Raw genomic sequence first — 20,848 nt, forward strand, 5'->3', positions numbered from 1 at the left:
CGTTGGCGCGGTTGTGGCGGGTGTTTGGTGTGGTGGCGGATGCGGTGGTGGGGCATTCGCAGGGGGAGATCGCTGCGGCGGTGGTGGCTGGCGCCTTGTCTTTGGAGGACGGGGTGCGGGTGGTGGCGTTGCGTAGCCGTGCGATTGTGCGGCTGGCGGGGAGCGGTGGGATGGTGTCGGTGGCTCTGCCGTCGGCTGAGGTGGAGGAGCGCCTGGCTGCGTGGGGTGGGCGCTTGTCGGTGGCGGCGGTCAACGGCCCGTCGGCGGTGGTGGTCTCGGGTGACACCGATGCTCTGGGTGAGCTGGTGGAGGGCTGCGAGGCCGAGGGTGTACGCGCGCGTCGTATCGACGTGGACTACGCCTCGCACTCCGCCCATGTGGAGCGCATCGAGGCCGAGCTCCTGGAGGCCTTGAAGGGGATCTCGCCGTCCTCGTCAGAGGTACCGCTGTATTCCACGGTGACGGGTGACTGGTTGGACACCTCGGTCTTGGATGCCGGGTACTGGTACACCAACTTGCGTCGCACGGTGGCCTTCGAGCCCGCCATCCGCGCCCTCGCAGGGGAGGGCTTTGGTGCGTTCGTGGAGATCAGTCCGCACCCGGTCCTGACGACGGCGGTCGAAGCGACCTTGGAGTCGGCCGACAGTACCGCTGTGGTGCTGGGTACTCTGCGCCGCGACGAGGGCGGTCTGGAGCGCATGCTCCTGGCGCTCGGGCAGGCCCATGTCCACGGCCTCTCCGTGGACTGGTCGCCGCTGTTCGAGGGCACCGGTGCCACCCGCGTCGAGCTGCCCACCTACCCCTTCCAGGAGCGCCGCCTCTGGCTGGACGTCCCGACGACGAGCTGGGACGTCGCTTCGGCGGGCCTGGGGACGACGGGTCACCCGCTGCTCGGTGCCGCCGTGGAGATCGCCGACACGGATGAACTCCTGTGCACCGGACGGCTTTCCCGGCGTACGCACCCGTGGCTCGCCGAACACACCGTCCAGGGCGTCGCCCTGCTGCCCGGCACCGCTTTGCTGGAGCTCGCCCTGCGCGCCGCCGCCGAGGCCGACTGCGCCACGGTCGACGAACTCACCCTGGGCGCACCGCTCGTGCTGCCGGAGGAGGGCGCCGTCCTCGTACAGGTGCGGCTCGGCGCGCCCGACGCGGACGGGCGGCGCGCGCTCGACCTCTTCTCGCGGGCCGAGCGCGAAGCCGAACGCCGAGCCGAGGGCGGGCAGCCGTCGTGGACGCCCCACGCCTCCGGTACCGTCGCCCCGGCCGGACGGCCCGCCGGGCCCGCGCTCCTCGCCTGGCCGCCGCCCGGCGCCGAGGCCGTGGACGTCGATGGCCTGTACGAGCGCTTCGCCGCCGCCGGGTACGCGTACGGGCCCACGTTCCAGGGCATCCGCGCGGCCTGGGCGCGGGACGGCGAGGTGTGCGCCGAACTCGTCCTGGACGAGCGGCAGCACGCCGACGCCCCCGCCTACGCCCTGCACCCGGCGCTGCTCGACGCCGCCCTCCAGACGGCCGCGCTGCTGCCGGGCCGTGACGACACCGCGCGCCTCCCGTTCAGCTGGAGCGACGTCACCGCGCACCACGCGGGGGCCACGGCCGTCCGGGTGCGGCTCACCGCCGAGGGGCCGGACGCCGTCGGCCTCGCCGTGTACGACCTCGCGGGGCAGGAGGTCCTGTCGGCCGGTTCGCTCGCGCTGCGCCCCCTGGCCGCGGGCGGGCTGCGGCAGGCGGGACGGGGCCGGGACGGGCTGCACCGCGTGGAGTGGGTGCCCGCGCCCGACGCCGATGGCACGCTGGGGGAGGGGAGTTGGGCCCGCCTGGAGGACCTGCGCGCGGAGCCGGACGCCGCCGTGCCCGCCGTGGTCGTCGCGGACTGCCCGTGGCCCGACGGCGGCGAAGACCCCGGGGACCAGGTCGCGTCGCTGCACGCCGCCACCGCCCATGGCCTCGCGCTGGTGCAGGAGTGGCTGGCCGACGAGCGGTTCGCCGACGCCACCCTCGCCGTCGTCACCCGGGGCGCGGTGCGCACCGGGCCCGGCGACCGCGCGGCCGCCCTGGCCCAATCCGGCGTGTGGGGGCTGCTGCGGACCGCGCAGACCGAGCACCCCGGCCGCTTCGTGCTCGTGGACCTCGACGGGCTGCCGGAGTCCCGTGCCGCCCTGCCCACCGTGCTCGCCGGGGGCGAGCCCCAGACGGCCGTGCGGCACGGCGAAGTGCTCGTGCCCCGCCTCACCGCGGGCCCTGGCCGGGACACCCTCGTGCCGCCCGTGGGCGACGAGGCGGCCTGGACGGTCGGGCTCGCCGGGGACGGCGCGGTCGACGGACTCGCGGCCGTCCCCGCCCCGGCCGCGCTCGCGCCCCTCGGCGCGGGCCAGGTCCGGATCGCCGTACGGGCCGCGGGCCTGAACTTCCACGACGTGGTGGTGTCGCTCGGGCTCGACCCCGACCAGGCGGTCCTCGGCAGCGAGGGCGCGGGCGTCGTCCTGGAGGTGGGCCCGGGCGTCGACGACCTCGCGCCCGGCGACCGCGTCCTCGGCGTCTTCGGCGGGGCCTTCGGGCCCACGGCGGTCGCCGACCGGCGCACCCTCGCCCGCATCCCCGCGGGCTGGACCTTCGCGCAGGCCGCCGCGGTGCCGATCGTCTTCCTCACCGCGTACTACGGCCTGTTCGACCTGGGCGGCCTGCGCGCGGGCCAGTCGGTCCTGGTGCACGCGGCGGCGGGCGGCGTCGGCATGGCCGCCGTGCAGCTCGCCCGGCACGCCGGGGCCGAGGTGTACGGCACGGCGAGCCCGGCCAAGTGGGACGTGCTGCGCGGCTCGGGCCTGGACGACGGGCACATCGCCTCCACGCGCACCCTGGACTTCGCCGAGCGGTTCCTCGACGCCAGCGGCGGCCGCGGCGTGGACGTCGTACTGGACTGTCTGGCACGGGAGTTCGTGGACGCCTCCCTGCGGCTGCTGCCGCGCGGCGGACGCTTCGTGGAGATGGGCAAGACCGACGTACGCGACCCCGACGAGGTGGCCCGCGACCACCCCGGCGTGCGCTACCGGGCCTTCGACCTGATGGAGGCGGGCGCGGAACGGGTGGGCGCCATGCTCGCCGAGGTCCTGTCCCTGTTCGAGCGGGGCGTCCTCACGCCGCTGCCCGTCACCTGCTGGGACCTGCGGCAGGCCCCGCAGGCCTTCCGGCACTTGAGCAAGGCCCGCCACATCGGCAAGAACGTCCTGACCCTGCCCGCGCCCCTCGACCCCGACGGCACCGTCCTGATCACCGGCGGCACCGGCACGCTCGGCGGGCTCGTCGCCCGCCACCTGGCCACCGCGCACGGCGTCCGCCATCTGCTCCTGACGGGGCGCACCGGCATGAAGGCCCCCGGCGCCGAGGACCTGGTGCGCGACCTCACCGGCGCGGGCGCCGAGGTGACCGTCGCCGCCTGCGACGTGAGCGACCGCGCCGCCCTGGCCGGGCTCCTCGCGGAGGTCCCCGACGCCCACCCCCTGACCGGGGTCGTCCACGCCGCCGGAGTCCTCGACGACGCCACCGTCGCCGCGCTCACCCCCGCGCGGCTCGACCGCGTCCTCGCGCCCAAGGCGGACGCCGCACTCGCCCTGCACGAGCTGACCCGCGACCACGACCTGGCCGCCTTCGTGCTGTTCTCGTCCGGTGCCGCGCTGCTCGGCGGCGCCGGACAGGCCAACTACGCCGCCGCCAACGCCGCCCTCGACGCGCTGGCCGCCGCCCGCCGCGCCGAGGGCCTGCCCGCCGTGTCCGTCGCCTGGGGCATGTGGCAAGAGCGCAGCGCCCTGACCGCGCACCTCAGCGACGCCGACGTACGCAAGACGGCGCGCGGCGGCGTCGGGGCCCTCACCACCGACGCGGCGCTCGCCCTCTTCGACGCCGCCCTCACCGCGGCCCAGCCGCACGTCCTGGCCGCCGCCGTCGACACCGCGGCCCTGCGCGCGGCCACCGCCACCGGCTCCCCGCTGCCGCCGCTGCTCAGCGGACTCCTGCCGACCGCCCGGCGCGCCCCCGCCCCGCGCGCGGCCGCCGCACCGGCCGGGACCTCGCTCGCCGCGCAGCTGGCGGACCTGGCCCCCGCCGAGGCGCACCGCGTCCTGCTGGACCTGGTGCGCGGCCACGCCGCCGCCGTGCTCGGCCACGCCTCCACCGAACTGATCGGCGGGGAGCGGCCGTTCAAGGACCTGGGCTTCGACTCCCTCACCGGTGTCGAGCTCCGCAACCGGCTGGCCTCCGGCACCGGGACGCGGCTGCCCGCCGCGCTCGTCTTCGACCACCCCACGCCCGACGCGCTCGCGCGCCACCTCGCCGAGCGGCTCCTCGCCGACACCGGCGGCGCGGCGGCCGGTCCTCCGGGGACGGCCGAGCTCGACCGCCTGGACGCCCTCGTCGGCGAACTGGCCGCCGCCGGGCCAGGCGGCGACCGACGGCGCACGGACCTCGCCCGGCGGCTGCGCGGCGCCCTCGCCCGCCTCGAAGGGGCCGCGGCCGACGGCGCGGAGCGGGAAGGGCCGGACGCGGCCGACGCCATCGAGTCCGCCACCAACGAAGAGATCTTCGACCTGATCGACAAGGAGCTGGGCATCTCGTGAGTCCCGTCCAGGGCCCGCAGACCGAGCAGAAGCTGCGCGACTACCTCAACCGCGTCACCATCGACCTGCGCGACACCCGCCGACGGCTGCGCGAGGCCGAGGCCAGGAGCCACGAGCCGATCGCCGTCGTCTCGATGAGCTGCCGCTTCCCCGGCGGCGTCCGCACCCCCGAGGGGCTGTGGGACCTCCTCGTCGCGGGCCGCGACGCCGTGACGACCGTGCCCGGCGACCGCGGCTGGGACACCGCGCTGCTCACGGCGGACGGCGTGCCCTGCCGGGGCGCGTTCATCGACGGCGCCGCCGACTTCGACGCCGAGTTCTTCGCCGTGTCCCCGCACGAGGCCGTGGCCATGGACCCGCAGCAGCGGCTGCTGCTCCAGGCCGCCTGGGAGGCGATCGAACGCGCGGGCATCGACCCGGCGTCCCTGCGCGCCAGCCGCACCGGAGTGTTCGCCGCCGCCATCGACCAGGGCTACGCCCAGCTGGGCACGGGCGCATCCGACACCGTGCGGGGCTTCTTGATGACCGGCAACTCGATGAGCGTCATGTCGGGGCGCGTCGCCTACGCGCTGGGCCTGGAGGGGCCCGCCGTCACCGTCGACACCGCCTGCTCCGCGTCGCTCGTCGCCCTGCACCAGGCGGCCCGGGCCCTGCGCGCCGACGAGTGCTCGCTCGCCCTGACCGGCGGCGTGACGGTGATGGCGCGGCCCTCCGTGTTCACCGAGTTCAGCCGCCAGGGCGCGATGTCCGGGGACGGGCGGTGCAAGCCGTTCTCCGCCGCCGCCGACGGCACCGGCTGGGGCGAGGGCGTCGGCATGCTCCTCCTGGAGCGCCTGTCCGACGCCCGCCGCAACGGCCACCCCGTCCTCGCCGTCCTGCGCGGCTCCGCCGTCAACCAGGACGGTGCCAGCAACGGCCTCACCGCCCCCAACGGACCCTCCCAGCAGCGCGTCATCCAGGCCGCCCTCGCCGACGCCGGACTCGCGGCGCGGGACGTCGACGCCGTTGAGGCCCACGGCACCGGCACCACCCTCGGCGATCCCATCGAGGCCGACGCGCTGCTCGCCACCTACGGACAGCAGCGCGAAAAGCCCCTGCTCCTGGGCTCGTTGAAGTCCAACATCGGCCACACCCAGGCCGCCGCCGGAGTCGCGGGCGTCATCAAGACGGTCCTGGCCCTGCGCCACGGCCTGCTGCCCCGCTCCCTGCACATCACCGAGCCGACGCCGCACGCGGACTGGGCCGCGGGCGCCGTCGCCCTCCTGACCCAGGCCCGGCAGTGGCCCGCCACCGACCGGCCGCGGCGCGCGGGCGTCTCGTCCTTCGGCATGAGCGGCACCAACGCCCACGTCATCCTGGAACAGGCCCCCGAGCCCGAGCCCTTGGCGGAGGCCCCCGCTCCCGGAACCCCCGCCGCCGTCCCCTGCCTGCTCTCCGGGCGCACCGCCGCCGCTCTGCGCGACCAGGCCGTACGCCTCAAGGCGCGGGTCGCCGCCGACCCACAGGCCCGCCCCGTCGACATCGGCCACGCGCTCGCCACCACGCGCACGGCCTTCGTGCACCGGGCCGCCGTGACGGCCGCCGACCGCGACGAACTCCTCTCCCTCCTCACGGAGGTGGCCCGGGACCCGGAGAACGCCGCGGCCGCCGTCACCGGCGTCGCCGAGCCCGCGCCCGGCCGGACCGCCCTGGTCTTCCCCGGACAGGGCTCCCAATGGCCCGGCATGGGACGCGAACTCCTCGACACCGCCCCTGAGTTCGCGCGCTCCATGGCCGCCTGCGAGGACGCGCTCGCCCCGCACGTGGACTGGTCGCTGCGGGACGTCGTGCGCGCCGCGCCGGGCGCGGCGCCGCTCGACCGGGTCGACGTCGTCCAGCCCGCGCTGTTCGCCACGATGGTGTCCCTGGCCGCGCTCTGGCGCTCCTGGGGCGTCGTGCCGGACGCCGTGGTGGGACACTCGCAGGGCGAGATCGCGGCGGCCGTGGTCGCCGGTGTGCTGTCCCTGGAGGACGGCGCGAAGGTCGTCGCCCTGCGCAGCCGCGCCATCGCCGCGCTCGCGGGCGACGGCGGCATGGTCTCCCTCGCCGTACCGCGCGAGCGGGCCGACGAACTGATCGCCCCGTGGGCCGGACGCCTGTCCGTCGCCGCCCTCAACGGGCCCGCCGCCGTCGTGGTCTCCGGCGACGCGGCCGCCCTCGCCGAGCTCACCGCCCGCTGCGCGGAACGCGCCGTCCGCGCCCGTACGATCCCCGTCGACTACGCCTCGCACTCGGCCCACGTGGAGCGCGTCCAGGACGAGGTCCTGACGGCCCTCGCCGGGATCGCCCCGGCCGCCGCGCACGTCCCCCTGTTCTCCACCGTCACGGGGGAGTGGCTGGACACCACGACGATGGACGCCGCGTACTGGTACCGCAACCTCCGCGAGACCGTGCGCTTCGCCCCCGCCGTCCGCGCCCTCGCCGAGCAGGGCCACGGCGTGTTCCTCGAAGCGTCCCCGCACCCGGTCCTCACCGGGCCCGTCCAGGACACCGCCGAGGACGCGGGCGCCGTCGCCCCCGTCGTCACCGGCACCCTCCGCCGCGACGAGGGCGGCCTGCGCCGCGCCCTCACCTCCGCGACCGAACTGTGGGCCCGTGGCGTCCCCGTGGACTGGCCCCGCGTGTACGAGGGCCGCGGCGCCCGCCGCGTCGACCTGCCCACCTACCCCTTCCAGCAGCGCCGCCACTGGCTCACGCCCGCCGCGCCCGCCGCCGACCGCCGCACCACCGAGGACCCGTACGACGACTGGCGCTACCGCGTCCACTGGCAGCCCGTCCCCGACCCGGCGGCCCCCGCGCTCGACGGGACGTGGCTGGTCCTGACCCCCGAGGGGCACGACGAGAACGGGACGGTACGCGCCCTGCGCGCCCACGGGGCGGAGGTGCTCACGGCCGAGGTCGCCGCGACCGCCGACGGCGGCAGCGACCGCGTCCGGCTCGCCGCCGCCCTCACCGGCGCCGCCGACGGACGCGCCCTCGCCGGAGTCCTCTCCCTGCTCGGGCTCGACGACCGGCCGCACCCCCGCCACCCGGGGCTCCCCACCGGCACCGCCCTCACCCTCGCCCTCGTCCAGGCGCTCGGGGACCTCGGGACCGAGGCACCGCTGTGGTGCGCCACCCGAGGAGCCGTCTCCACGGGGACGGACGACCCGGTCACCGCGCCCGCGCAAGCACAGGTGTGGGGCACCGGCATGGTCGCCGCGCTCGAACACCCGCGCCGCTGGGGCGGTCTGATCGACCTGCCCGAGGCGCTCGACGCCCGCGCCGGAGAACGGCTGTGCGCCGCGCTCGGCGGCGTCGGCGGTGAGGACCAGCTCGCCGTGCGCGCGGGCGGCCTCCACGCCCGGCGCCTGGTCCGCGCGCCCCGCCCCGCGGCCCGCCCCGGCCGCACCTGGCGGCCCCGCGGCACGGTGCTGCTCACCGGCGGCACCGGCGCCCTCGGCCCCCACCTCGCCCGCTGGCTCGCGCGCGCCGGAGCCGACCGCCTCGTCCTGCCCGGACGGCGCGGCGCCGACGCCCCCGGAGCCGCCGAACTCACCGCCGAGCTCGCCGCGTTCGGTACGACGGTCACGATGCCCGGCTGCGACCTGGCCGACCGCGCCCAGGTCGAGCGGCTCCTCGCCGGACTCGACGCCGAGGGCACCCCCGTCACCGCCGTCGTGCACGCCGCCGCGTACATCGCGCTCGCCCCGCTGGACACCATCCCCGTCGAGGCGTACGAGCACGTCGTCGCCGCCAAGGCCGCGGGCGCCGCCCACCTCGACGCGCTGCTCGACCGCGAGCTCGACGCGTTCGTCCTCTTCTCGTCCATCGCGGGCGTGTGGGGCAGCGGCGACCACGGCGCGTACGCCGCGGCCAACGCCCACCTCGACGCCCTCGCCCAGCACCGGCGCGGCCGCGGCCTGACCGCGACCACCGTCGACTGGGGCATCTGGCGGGCCGAGAACCCGTGGGCGCCGCCCGCCACCGGCGCGGACGCCGACCTGTTCAACCTCGAAGAGCACGGGCTGCCCCGCATCGACGCCGAGCGGGCCCTCGCCGCCCTCCAGCGGATCCTCGACGACGACGAGACGCTCGTGACCGTCGCCGACGTCGACTGGGAGCGGTTCGCCCCGGTGTTCACCTCCGGCCGCCCCAGCCCGCTCCTGACGGGCGTCGCCGAGGCCCGCAGCGCCCTGGCGGGGCAGGACGGCGACGACCGGGCCCCGGCGGCCGCCGAGCTGCGCGGACGCCTCGCCGCGCTGCGGCGGCCCGCCGACCGGTCCCGGCTGCTCCTCGGCCTCGTCCGCGAGCACGCCGCCGCCGTGCTCGGCCACGACTCCGCCGACGCCGTGCCGCCCGGCAGGGCCTTCCAGGAGCTCGGCTTCGCGTCCCTGACCGCGGTCGAACTCCGCAACCGCCTCACCCGGGCGACCGGCCTGCGCCTGCCGTCGACCCTCGTCTTCGACCACCCCTCGGCCACCGCCCTCGCCGACCATCTCAAGGCCCGCCTGCTCGGCGCGGAGGAAGCGGCACGGGAGACCCAGGAGCCCGCCCCCGGGGCCGCCGACGAGCCGCTCGCCATCGTCTCCATGGGCTGCCGTCTGCCCGGCGGCATCACCACGCCCGACGAGCTGTGGCGGTTCCTGGCCGACCGCGGCGACGCCGTCACCGGATTCCCCACCGGGCGTGGCTGGGACCTCGACGCGCTCTACGACCCCGACCCGGAGAACCCGGGCACCGTCACCACCCGGCACGGCGGATTCCTGCACGACGCGGCCGACTTCGACCCGGCGTTCTTCGGCATCTCCCCGCGCGAGGCCCTCGCCATGGACCCGCAGCAGCGCCTCCTCCTGGAGACCTCCTGGGAGGCCCTGGAGCGCGCGGGCCTGGACCCGCAGGCCCTGCGCGGCAGCCGCACCGGCGTGTTCACCGGCGTCAACTACAGCGACTACGCCTCCGCCGTGGCCCGCTCCACACAGGGCGAGGGCCACCTCCTCACCGGCAGCGCGCCCAGCGTGGTCTCCGGCCGCGTCGCCTACACCCTGGGCCTGGAGGGGCCCGCCGTCACCGTCGACACCGCCTGCTCCTCCTCGCTGGTCGCGCTGCACCTGGCCGCCCGGGCGCTGCGCGCGGGGGACTGCTCACTCGCCCTCGTCGGCGGCGTCGCCGTGATGGCGACGCCCGGCGCCCTCATCAGCTTCTCGCGGCAGCGCGGCCTCGCCGCCGACGGCCGCTGCAAGGCGTTCGGGGACACCGCCGACGGCATGGGCATGAGCGAGGGCGCCGGAGTCCTCCTCGTCGAACGCCTCAGCGACGCCCACCGCGACGGCCACCCCGTCCTCGCCGTCCTGCGCGGCTCCGCCGTCAACCAGGACGGCGCGAGCAACGGCCTCTCGGCCCCCAACGGACCGAGCCAGCAGCGCGTCATCCGCGCCGCGCTCGCCGACGCGGGACTCTCCGGCGCGGACGTCGACGTGGTGGAGGCGCACGGCACCGGCACCACCCTGGGCGACCCCATCGAGGCCCAGGCGCTCCTCGCCACCTACGGCCAGGACCGGCCCGAGGGGCGCCCCCTCCTCGTCGGCTCCCTGAAGTCCAACATCGGTCACACCCAAGCCCTCTCCGGTGTGGCGGGCGTCATGAAGACGGTCCTGGCCCTGCGCCACGCCACCGTCCCCGCCACGCTCCACGCCGAGACGCCCACCACCCACGTGGACTGGAGCGCGGGCGACGTGGCGCTCGTCACCGAGGCCGAGGAGTGGCCCGACACGGGCAGGCCCCGCCGCGCGGGCGTCTCCTCCTTCGGGCTCAGCGGCACCAACGCCCACGTCGTCCTGGAACAGGCCCCGGAGCCCGCCGCACCGGCGCCGGAGCGCACCCGCACCGCCCCCGCCGTGCCCTGGGTCCTGTCGGCCAGGTCCGCCGACGCCCTGCGCGACCAGGCCGGACGCCTCCTCCAGCACCTGACGAGCCCGGGCGCGGGCGTGAGTACGGGGACGCCCGACCCGGTGGACGTCGCCCTGTCCCTCACCGGCCGCACCGCCTTCCCGCACCGCGCCGTCCTCGTCGGCGGCCACGACCGGCTCCTGCCCGCCCTGCGGGAGTGGGTCACGGGCGCGGCCCCCGCCGTGAGCGGTCTCGCGGACACCGACGGGCGCACCGTCCTGATGTTCCCGGGACAGGGCTCGCAGTGGACCGGCATGGCCCGGCAACTCCTCGACGAGGCGCCGGAGTTCGCCGAGGCCCTGCACGCCTGCGCGGCCGCGCTCGCGCCGCACGTCGAGTGGTCCCTGCTGGATGTGGTGCGCGAGGGCACCGGCCTGGACCGCGTCGACGTGGTGCAGCCCGTCCTGTTCGCCGTGATGGTGTCGCTGGCACGGCTGTGGCGCGCCTACGGCGTGGTCCCCGACGCCGTCGTCGGACACTCCCAGGGCGAGATCGCCGCCGCCGTGGTGGCCGGCGCGCTCACCCTGGAGGACGGGGCGAAGGTCGTCGCCCTGCGCAGCCGCGCGATCGCCAGGCTCGCCGGGCACGGCGGCATGGTCTCGCTCGCGCTGCCCGCGCCGCGGGCCGCCGACCGGATCGCCGCCTGGCCCGGACGCCTGTCGGTCGCGGCCGTCAACGGCCCGTCGGCCGTGGTGGTCTCCGGCGACACCGACGCCCTGGACGCCCTCCTCGAGGCCTGCGCGGCGGACGGCGTACGGGCCCGGCGCGTCGACGTCACGTACGCCTCCCACTGCAACCACATGGACCGCCTCGAAGCCGAACTCCTCAGCGCGCTCAAGGACATCGAACCCACCACCGCCGACGTCCCGCTGTACTCCACGGTGACGGACGAGTGGCTGGACACCTCCCGGATGGACGCCCGCTACTGGTACGCCAACCTCCGCCGCACGGTGGGCTTCGAGTCCGCGGTGCGCGCGCTCGCGGCCGCGGGACACCGCACGTACATCGAGGTCAGCCCGCACCCGGTGCTCATCCCCGCGGTCGAGGAGACCCTGGGGTCGGCCGGTGCCGACGCCGCCGTGCTCGGGACGCTGCGGCGCGGCGAGGGCGGCACCGAACGCCTGCTCCTCTCCCTCGGCGAGGCCTGGGCCCACGGCGTCCCCGTCGACTGGTCGCCGCTCTTCGCGGGCACCGGCGCCCGCCGCGTCGACCTGCCCACGTACGCCTTCCAGCACCAGGCGTACTGGGCGGTGCCCGGCCCCGAGACCGGCGGCGACGTCACCGCCGCGGGCCTCGGCAGCACCGGGCACCCGCTGCTCGGGGCGGCCGTCGAACTCGCCGAGACCGGTGAGGTCCTGCTCAGCGGCCGCCTCTCGGTGCGCAGCCACCCCTGGCTCGCCGACCACGCCGTGTCCGGCGTCGTCCTGCTGCCCGGCGCCGCGTTCGTCGACCTCGCGGTGCGCGCGGGCGACGAGGCCGGGTGCCCCGTCGTGGAGGAACTCACCCTCCAGGCGCCGCTGGTGCTTCCCGCGTCCGGCGGCGTCCGCCTCCAGGTGCGGGTGGGCGCCCCGGACGCCACCGGCCGCCGGACCCTGGACGTGCACTCCCGGCCGGAGGACGCCAGCGACGCCCCGTGGACGGCGCACGCCACCGGCACCCTGGCCGAGGCGGCCGGGCAGGACGCGCCGGTGGCCGCGGGCAGCTGGCCCCCGGCCGGTGCCGAGCCGGTCGACGTCGGCGACCTGTACGCGCGCTTCGCCGCGTCCGGGTACGGCTACGGCCCGGCCTTCCAGGGCCTGCGCACCGCCTGGCGGCGCGGCGGCGACCTGTTCACCGAGGTGTCCCTCGGCCAGGACCAGCACCCGGAGGCCGCCGCCTTCGGCATCCACCCCGCCCTGCTCGACGCCGCGCTCCAGGGCCTGTGGCTCGCCCCCGGCACCGGGAGCGGCCCCGACCTCGAACCGGGCACCGCGCGGCTGCCGTTCGCGTGGACCGGCGTCACCCTGCACGCCTCCGGCGCCACCGAGCTGCGGGTGCGCCTGACCCAGGGCGGCGACGGCTCGGTGTCGCTCACCGCGAGCGACCCCTCCGGCCGCCCGGTGGCCACGGTCACCGGCCTCGCCGTACGCCCCGTCGACGTCGACGCCCTGCGCGGCGCCACCGCACCGGCGGCGCACGACTGCCTGTACCGCCTGGAGTGGACCCCCGTGCCCGTCCCGGCGCCCGCGGGTCCCGTGCCGCCCGCCCGCTGGGCCGCGCTCGGCCCCGGCCTGCCGCTGCCCGACACCTACGCGGGTCTCGCGGACCTCGCCGCGGCCGTCGACCGGGGCGCACCCGTGCCCGACGTGGTCCTCGTGCCCCGCGCCGAAGCCGCCGGAGACGACGCGGCGGCCGTCCGCACCCTCGTACGCGACACCCTCACGCTCCTCCAGGACTGGCTCGCCGACGACCGGTTCGCCGACGCCCGCCTGGTGTTCCTCACCCGCGGGGCCGTGTGCGCCGGGCCCGACGACGAGGTGAGCGACCCGGCGGCCGCCGCCCTGCGCGGCCTGGTGCGCTCGGCCCAGTCCGAGCACCCCGACCGCTTCGTCCTCGCCGACGCGCCGGACCACGACGAGCTGCTCGCCGCGCTCCCCGGCGCCCTGGACCTGGGCGAGCCCCAACTCGCCGTGCGCGGGGGAGAGGTGCGCGTCGCCCGGCTCGCCCGGGTGGAGGCGCCGGACAGCGCCGACGAGGCCCCCGTGCCGCTCGACCCGGACGGCACCGTCCTGATCACCGGCGCGGGCGGGGCCCTCGGCGGGCTCGTGGCCCGGCACCTCGCGGCCCGGCACGGGGCGCGCCACCTGCTCCTGGCCGGACGGCGCGGCGCGGAGACGGACGGTGCCGAGGCACTCCTGGCAGACCTCCGGGCCCTGGGCGCACAGGCGGAGTTCGCGGCCTGCGACGTCGCGGAGCCGGACGCCGTGGCGCGGCTCGTCGCGGGCGTGCCCGCCGCGCGCCCGCTCACCGCGGTCGTGCACGCCGCGGGCGTCCTCGACGACGGGGTCGTCGCCTCCCTCACGCCCGAGCGCCTGGACCGCGTCCTGCGGCCCAAGGTCGACGGCGCCCTCGCCCTGCACGAGGCGACCCGCGGCCTGCCGCTGTCCGCGTTCGTCCTCTTCTCGTCCGCCGCGGGCATCATCGGCAACGCGGGCCAGGCCAACTACGCCGCCGCCAACGGCTACCTGGACGCCCTGGCCCAGCGCCGCCGCGCCGACGGGCTGCCCGCCCAGTCCCTCGCCTGGGGCCTGTGGGAGCGGGCCAGTGACATGACGGGGACGCTGGACGCCACCGGGCTGCGGCGGATGGCCCGCGGCGGGGTCGCCGCGCTCGCCGACGCCCAGGGGCTCGCCCTGTTCGACGCGGCGCTGCGCCGCGCCGACGCCCTGCTCGTGCCCGTGCGCCTCGACGCGGCCCGGCTGCGGGCGGGCGCCGCGAGCGGCACCGTGCCCCCGCTCCTGCGCGGCCTCGTCCGCGCCGCCCGGCCCACGGCTGCGGGCGCCGACGCCGCCCACGTGGCCTCGCTGCGCGAGCAGTTGGCCGCACTGGGCGCCGAGGAGCGCCGGGAGCGGATCGAGGAGGTGGTGCGGGCCCGCGTCGCCGACGTCCTCGGGCACGGCGGCCCCGACGCCATCGACCCGGACCAGGCCTTCAAGGACCTCGGATTCGACTCCCTGACGGCCGTCGACCTGCGCAACCGCCTCAACGCGGCGACCGGCCTGCGCCTGCCCGCGACCCTCGTCTTCGACCACCCCACCCCGGCCGCCGCGGCCGCGTACGTGACCGCGCGCCTCGCCCCGGCCACCGCGCCCGCCGTCCCCCGGCACCCGGACGGCGACCGGGAGCTCCAACGCCGCCTCGCCGCCGTCCCCGTGGCACGGCTGCGCGAAGCCGGGCTCCTGGACGCGCTGCTGCGCCTCACGGAACCCGAGGCCCAGGCCCCGACCGGCGCGGACGGCGGGGGAGCGGACCCGGCGGACGACCCCGCCGCGATCAAGGAGATGGAACTGGACGGCCTCGTGCGCATGGCACTGGGCGGCGGCGATCGTGCCTGATCCGGCGCGCAAGGAAAGGAAGAACATGCCCACCGACGACCAGGTGGTGGCGGCCCTGCGGGCCTCCCTCCTCGACAACCAGCGGCTGCGCCAGGAGAACCGCGACCTCGCCGACGCCTCCCGCGAACCGATCGCCGTCGTGGCGATGAGCTGCCGCTACCCCGGCGGCGTCGGCTCGCCCGAGGACCTGTGGGAGCTGCTCGTCAAGGAGCGCGACGCCGTCACCGCCTTCCCCGCCGACCGCGGCTGGGACCTCGACGGCGTGTACGACGACGACCCGGACAAGCCCGGGACCTCGTACACCCGCGAAGGCGGCTTCCTCCACGACGCCTGCGCGTTCGACCCCGGCTTCTTCGGGATCTCGCCGCGTGAGGCCCTCGCCATGGACCCCCAGCAGCGCCTCCTCCTGGAGACCTCCTGGGAGGCCGTCGAGCGCGCCGGGATCGACCCGCGCTCCCTCAAGGGCAGCCGCACCGGCGTCTACGCGGGCGTCATCTACAGCGAGTACGGCTCGCGCCTCGACCGCGTCCCCGACGAGCTGGAGGGCTTCCTCGGCACCGGCTCCATCGCCAGCGTCGCCTCCGGCCGCGTCGCCTACACCCTGGGCCTCGAAGGCCCCGCGGTCACCCTCGACACCGCCTGCTCGTCCTCCCTGGTCGCCATCCACCTGGCCTGCCAGGCCCTGCGCTCCGGCGACGCCACGCTGGCCCTCGCGGGCGGCGTGACCGTGATGGCCACGCCCGGCCTCTACGTCGGCTTCAGCAGGCAGCGCGGCCTGGCGCCCGACGGGCGCAGCAAGTCCTTCTCCGCCGCCGCCGACGGCGCGGGCTTCGGCGAGGGCGCGGGCATGGTCCTCCTGGAGCGCCTCTCCGACGCCCGCCGGGGCGGCCACCCCGTCCTCGCCGTCATCCGCGGCTCCGCCGTCAACCAGGACGGCGCGAGCAACGGCCTGACCGCGCCCAACGGCCCCGCCCAGGAACGCGTCATCCGGCAGGCCCTCGACAGCGCCGGACTCGCCCCCGCCGAGGTCGACGCCGTCGAGGCGCACGGCACCGGCACCGTCCTCGGCGACCCCATCGAGGCGCAGGCCCTGCTCGCCACCTACGGCCAGGACCGGCCCGCGGGACGGCCCCTGTGGGTCGGCTCGCTCAAGTCCAACCTCAGCCACACCCAGGCCGCCGCCGGAGTCGGCGGCGTCATCAAGACCGTCCTGGCCCTGCGCCACGGCCTGCTGCCGCGCACGCTGCACGTCGACCGGCCCACCCCACAGGTCGACTGGAGCGAGGGCGCCGTCTCGCTGCTCACCGCCGCCACGCCGTGGCCCGCGACGGACCGCCCGCGCCGCGCCGGGGTCTCCTCCTTCGGGGCCAGCGGCACCAACGCCCACCTCGTCCTGGAACAGGCACCCGAGGAGCAGGCGGAGGAGCCCGCCGAGGCGTACGAGGGCCCCGTCGCCTGGCCGCTGTCCGCCAAGGGCCCGGCGGCCCTGCGCGGCCAGGCCGCCGCCCTGCACGCCCACGTCCTGGCCGACCCGTCCCTGCGCCCCGCCGACATCGGCCTCTCCCTGGCCACCGGCCGCTCCCGGTTCCCGGACCGGGCCGTGGTCGTCGGCGCTGACCGCGGTGAACTCCTGGACGGGCTCGGCGCGTTGGCCCGCGGCGAGCTGCTCGCCGACGGCGCCACCGGCACCGCCCCGCGCGGCGGCCGCAAGACCGCGTTCGTCTTTCCCGGGCAGGGTTCGCAGTGGCCGGGCATGGCGGTCGGACTGCTGGACGCGGAGCCGGTGTTCGCGGCGCGCATGGCCGCGTGCGAGCGGGCCCTCGCCCCGTACGTGGACTGGTCGTTGGAGGCCGTGCTGCGCGGCGCTGATGGTGCGCCGTCGCTGGAGCGCGTCGATGTGGTGCAGCCTGCCCTGTTCGCGGTGATGGTGTCGCTGGCGGAGCTGTGGCGGTCGTACGGGATCGAGCCGGACGCGGTGGTGGGGCATTCCCAGGGTGAGATCGCGGCCGCCTGTGTGGCGGGCGCGTTGTCCCTGGATGACGCGGCGAAGGTCGTGGCGCTGCGCAGCCGGGCCCTCGGGGAGCTGGCCGGGCGCGGTGGTATGGCGTCCGTGCCGCTGTCCGCCGCGGACCTTGGCCCGCACTTGGAGCCGTGGGGTGACCGGTTGTCGGTCGCGGCTGTCAACGGGCCCGCGACCACGGTTGTTTCGGGTGATCCCGAGGCCGTGGAGGGTGTCGTTGCCGCCCTCGTCGCCCAGGACGTGCGGGCCCGCGTGATCCCCGTCGACTACGCCTCGCACTCCGTGCACGTGGAGGAGATCGAGGAGCGCCTCCTGGCCGCCCTCGCGGACCTCGCGCCGCGCCCCGCCGACGTGCCGTTCTACTCCACCGTCGACGCTGCCTGGCTGGACGGCGGAGCCGCGCTCAACGCCGCGTACTGGTACCGCAACCTGCGGCGGACCGTGCGCTTCGAGGAGGCCGTGCGCGGCCTTCTCGACCAGGGCTACGGCTACTTCGTCGAGGCCAGCGCCCACCCGGTGCTCACCTACGGCATCGCGGACACGGCGGCCGACGCGGGCGCCGACGACGTCCAGGTCATCGGAACCCTGCGCCGCGACGACGGCGGCACACGGCGCCTGCTGCTCACCCTGGGCGAGGCGTACGCGGCCGGGCTGCCCGTCGACTGGCGGCCCGCCTACGAGGGCACCGGCGCGCGCCGCGTCGCCCTGCCGACGTACGCCTTCCAGCGGCAGCGCTACTGGCTGGACGCGCCCGCCCCCTCCGGCGACCCGGCCTCGACCGGGCAGAGCGACGCCGGGCACCCCCTGCTCGGCGCGGCCGTCGACCTGCCGGACGGCGGCACCCTCTTCACCGGCCGCCTCTCGGTGGCCGCCCACCCCTGGCTCGCCGACCACGCCGTCGCCGGTGCCGTCCTGCTGCCCGGCGTGGCCTTCCTGGAGATGGCCGCCCACGCCGGTGCGCTGCTCGGCTGCGCCCAGGTCGAGGAGCTGACCCTGGCCGCGCCGCTGCTCCTGCCCGACGGCGACGAGGCGGCTGGCGGCGTTCACCTCCGGCTCACCGTGGGCCCGGTGGACGCCGAGGGCCGCCGGGCGCTCGCCTTCCACTCCCGGGCCGGGGACGCGGCGCTGGGCGAGCCCTGGTCCCAGCACGCGGGCGGCACCCTCGCCCCCGCCCCGGCGGAGCACGCGGCCCCCGGCCGGGCGCCCTGGCCCCCGGAGGGCGCGGCACCGCTGAACGTCGACGACCTGTACGAGGCCATGGCCTCCCGGGGAGTGACGTACGGGCCCGCCTTCCGCGGGCTGCGCGCAGCCTGGGGACACGGGGACGACCTGTACGCCGAGGTGGCCCTGCCCGACGGAACGCCGGACCCGTTCGCCGTGGCCCACCCGGCGCTCCTCGACGCCGCCCTGCAGACGACCGGCCTGCGCACCACGGGGGGCACCGGCGACGCCGTACCGCTGCCGTTCTCGTGGAGCCGGGTCACCCTCGGCCCGGGCACCGGACAGGCCCTGCGCGTGGCCCTGCGGCCCGACGGCGACGACGCCGTGACGGTGCGCGTCACCACCGAGGGCGGCCGGACCGTCGCCGACATCGGCGCGTTGACGCTGCGCGCGGCGTCGTACGACGGGCTGCGCGTCGCCGATCGCTCGCTGTACCGCGTCGACTGGTCGCCGGTCGACCGGCCCGCCGTGCCCGCGCCCGAGGCCGGGGCGCGCTGGGCGCTCCTCGCCGAGCGCGACGCGCGGCTCCTGCCGGACGACTTCGCGGGCTCGCGCCCTTCCGAAGCCGACGCGTTCCTGCTGCCCTGCCCGCCGGTCGCCGGGGCCGAGGGGCCCGAGGCCGTGCACACCGCCGCGGCGGCCGTCCTGGAGCGGCTGCGCGCCCGGCTTGCGGACCCCGTGGCCGCGTCGGCTCCGGTCGTGGTCCTGACCCGGGGCGCGGCCGGACCCGGCACCGAGCCCGTGGACGTGCCGGGCGCGGCCGTCTGGGGGCTGCTGCGCGCGGCCCAGCTCGAACACCCCGGCCGCTTCGTCCTCCTGGACACCGACGACCCGGCCGCCACGACCGCGGCCCTGCCCGCGGCTCTGGCCGCCGAAGAGCCTCAACTCGCCCTCCGCAACGGCGTGTTGTACGCGCCTCGACTCGCGCGGGCGGCAGCGGCTCCGGACGCCGGGAGCCCCGCCTTCGACCCGGACGGCACCGCCTTGCTGACCGGCGGGGGCGGCGTCCTCGCGGGCATCATCGCCCGCCACCTGGTCACCCGGCACGGCGTACGCCACCTGCTGCTGCTCGGCCGCCGGGGCGCCGAGGCGCCGGGCACGGCCGAACTGTCCCAGGAACTGCGGGAGTCCGGCGCCCACGTCACCGTCACGGCCTGCGACGTGGCCGACCGCGCGGCCCTCACCCAGGCCCTGGACGGCATCCCCGCGGAGCACCCGCTGCGGGCCGTCGTCCACACCGCGGGCGTCCTCGACGACGGGCTGCTCGACGCACAGACACCGCAGCGGCTGAGCGCCGTGCTGCGGCCCAAGGCGGACGGCGCCCGGCACCTGCACGACCTGACCCGGGCCGCCGACCTGACGGCCTTCGTCGTCTACTCCTCCGCCGCGGGCGTCTTCGGCAGCCCCGGCCAGTCCACCTACGCCGCCGCCAACGCCTGCCTCGACGCCCTCATGACGGAGCGCCACCGCCTCGGCCTGCCCGCCACCTCGCTGGCCTGGGGCCTCTGGGAGCAGCGCGGCGGCCTGACCGCCGAGCTGTCCGACACCGACCTGCGGCGCATGCGCCGCAGCGGCGTGCGCGGCCTCTCCGCAGAGGAGGGCACCGCCCTGTTCGACCGCGCGCTCGCCCTGGCCGAGCCCGTCCTCGTCCCCGTCCACCTCGACCTCGCCGCCTATCGTGACCGGGCCGTGCCGCCGCTGCTGCGCGCCCTCGTCAAGGCGGCGCCCGCCGGGCCGCGCCCCGCGGCCGACAGTGCGCCGCTGCGGCAGCGCCTCGCCGCCGCGCCGGGCGAGCACGGGCGGATCCTCCTCGACCTCGTCCTGGCCCAGGCCGCCGACGTGCTCGGCCACGCGACGCCCGAGGCCCTGGACGCCGAGGACGCGTTCCTCTCCGTCGGCTTCGACTCGCTCACCGCCGTCGAGCTCCGCAACCGGCTCGCCGCCCGCACCGGCCTGCGGCTGCGCCCCACCACGGTCCTCGACAGCGGCACCCCCGCCCGCCTCGCCGAGCGGCTCCGTACCGAACTGGCCCAGGAGGCGGAACCGGCCGCCGCCGACGGACCCGCGCCGGGCCCGGCCACGGACCCCGTCGGCACCCTCTTCCGCCAGGCCTGCGAACTCGGCCGCGTCGACGAGGGCATCGCCCTGCTGAAGAACGCCGCCGCGCTGCGCCCCGACTTCCGCACCGGCGCCGAACTCCTCGCGGCCCCGGCCAAGCCCGAACTGCTCCGCCTGTGCCCGCACGACGGCGCCCCGGAACTGGTCTGCTTCGGCTCCGTCGTGGCGCTCGGCGGCGCCCACCAGTACGCCCGCTTCGCCGCGCGGTTCCGCGACCGGTACGGCGTCAGCGCCCTCGCGGCCCCCGGCTTCCTGCCCGGCGAACCGGTCCCGGCCGACCTCGCCGCGCTGCTCGACTTCCAGGCCAGGACCCTGCGCGCGGAGCTCGGCGGGCGGCCCCTGGTGCTGCTGGGCTCCTCCTCCGGCGGCACGCTCGCGCACGGCGTCGCGGCCCGCTTGGAGGAGCTGGGCGCGGGCCCGGCCGCCGTGGTCCTCCTCGACACGTACCTGTCGGACAACACGGGGATGACGCAGTTCAACGACGTCCTGGTCGGCGGGATGTTCGCCCGCGAGGAGCGCGCGACCCCCATGGACGGCACCCGGCTCACCGCCATGGGCCGCTACTTCCGCCTCCTCGACACCTGGACACCCCCCGCCGTGCGGGCGCCCACCCTGCTCGTCCGCGCCTCCGAGCCGCTCGGCGAACCGGACCCCGACGCGGGTGACTGGCGCTCCAGCTGGCCCACCGCGCGGGCCGTCGTGGACGTGCCCGGCGACCACTTCTCCCTGATGGAGAAGCACGTCACCACCACCGCGGACGCCGTCTCCGACTGGCTCACCGAGGTCGTCGACCTCCCACCCCGCACCACGCCCTGACC

3 protein-coding genes are annotated in these 20,848 nt (G+C 77.2%); all 3 read left to right on the forward strand.

Annotated features, from left to right (window positions below; genetic code table 11):
- A partial coding sequence (locus tag ACIG3E_RS28540) for an SDR family NAD(P)-dependent oxidoreductase (RefSeq protein ID WP_399622235.1) occupies positions 1–4,610 on the forward strand: 4,610 nt, incomplete at its 5' end.
- On the forward strand, positions 4,607–14,671 hold the full coding sequence (locus tag ACIG3E_RS28545; protein WP_399622237.1) for an SDR family NAD(P)-dependent oxidoreductase: 10,065 nt from the start codon (positions 4,607–4,609) through the stop codon (positions 14,669–14,671). The genes ACIG3E_RS28540 and ACIG3E_RS28545, both read left to right, overlap by 4 nt.
- Positions 14,672–14,696: 25 nt before the next feature.
- Entirely contained in the window at positions 14,697–20,846 is a 6,150-nt protein-coding gene (locus tag ACIG3E_RS28550) for a type I polyketide synthase (protein WP_399622239.1), read from the forward strand.
- Positions 20,847–20,848: the final 2 nt, after the last annotated feature.

The sequence above is a fragment of the Streptomyces sp. NPDC053474 genome (genome assembly GCF_044544845.1).
GTDB lineage: Bacteria > Actinomycetota > Actinomycetes > Streptomycetales > Streptomycetaceae > Streptomyces.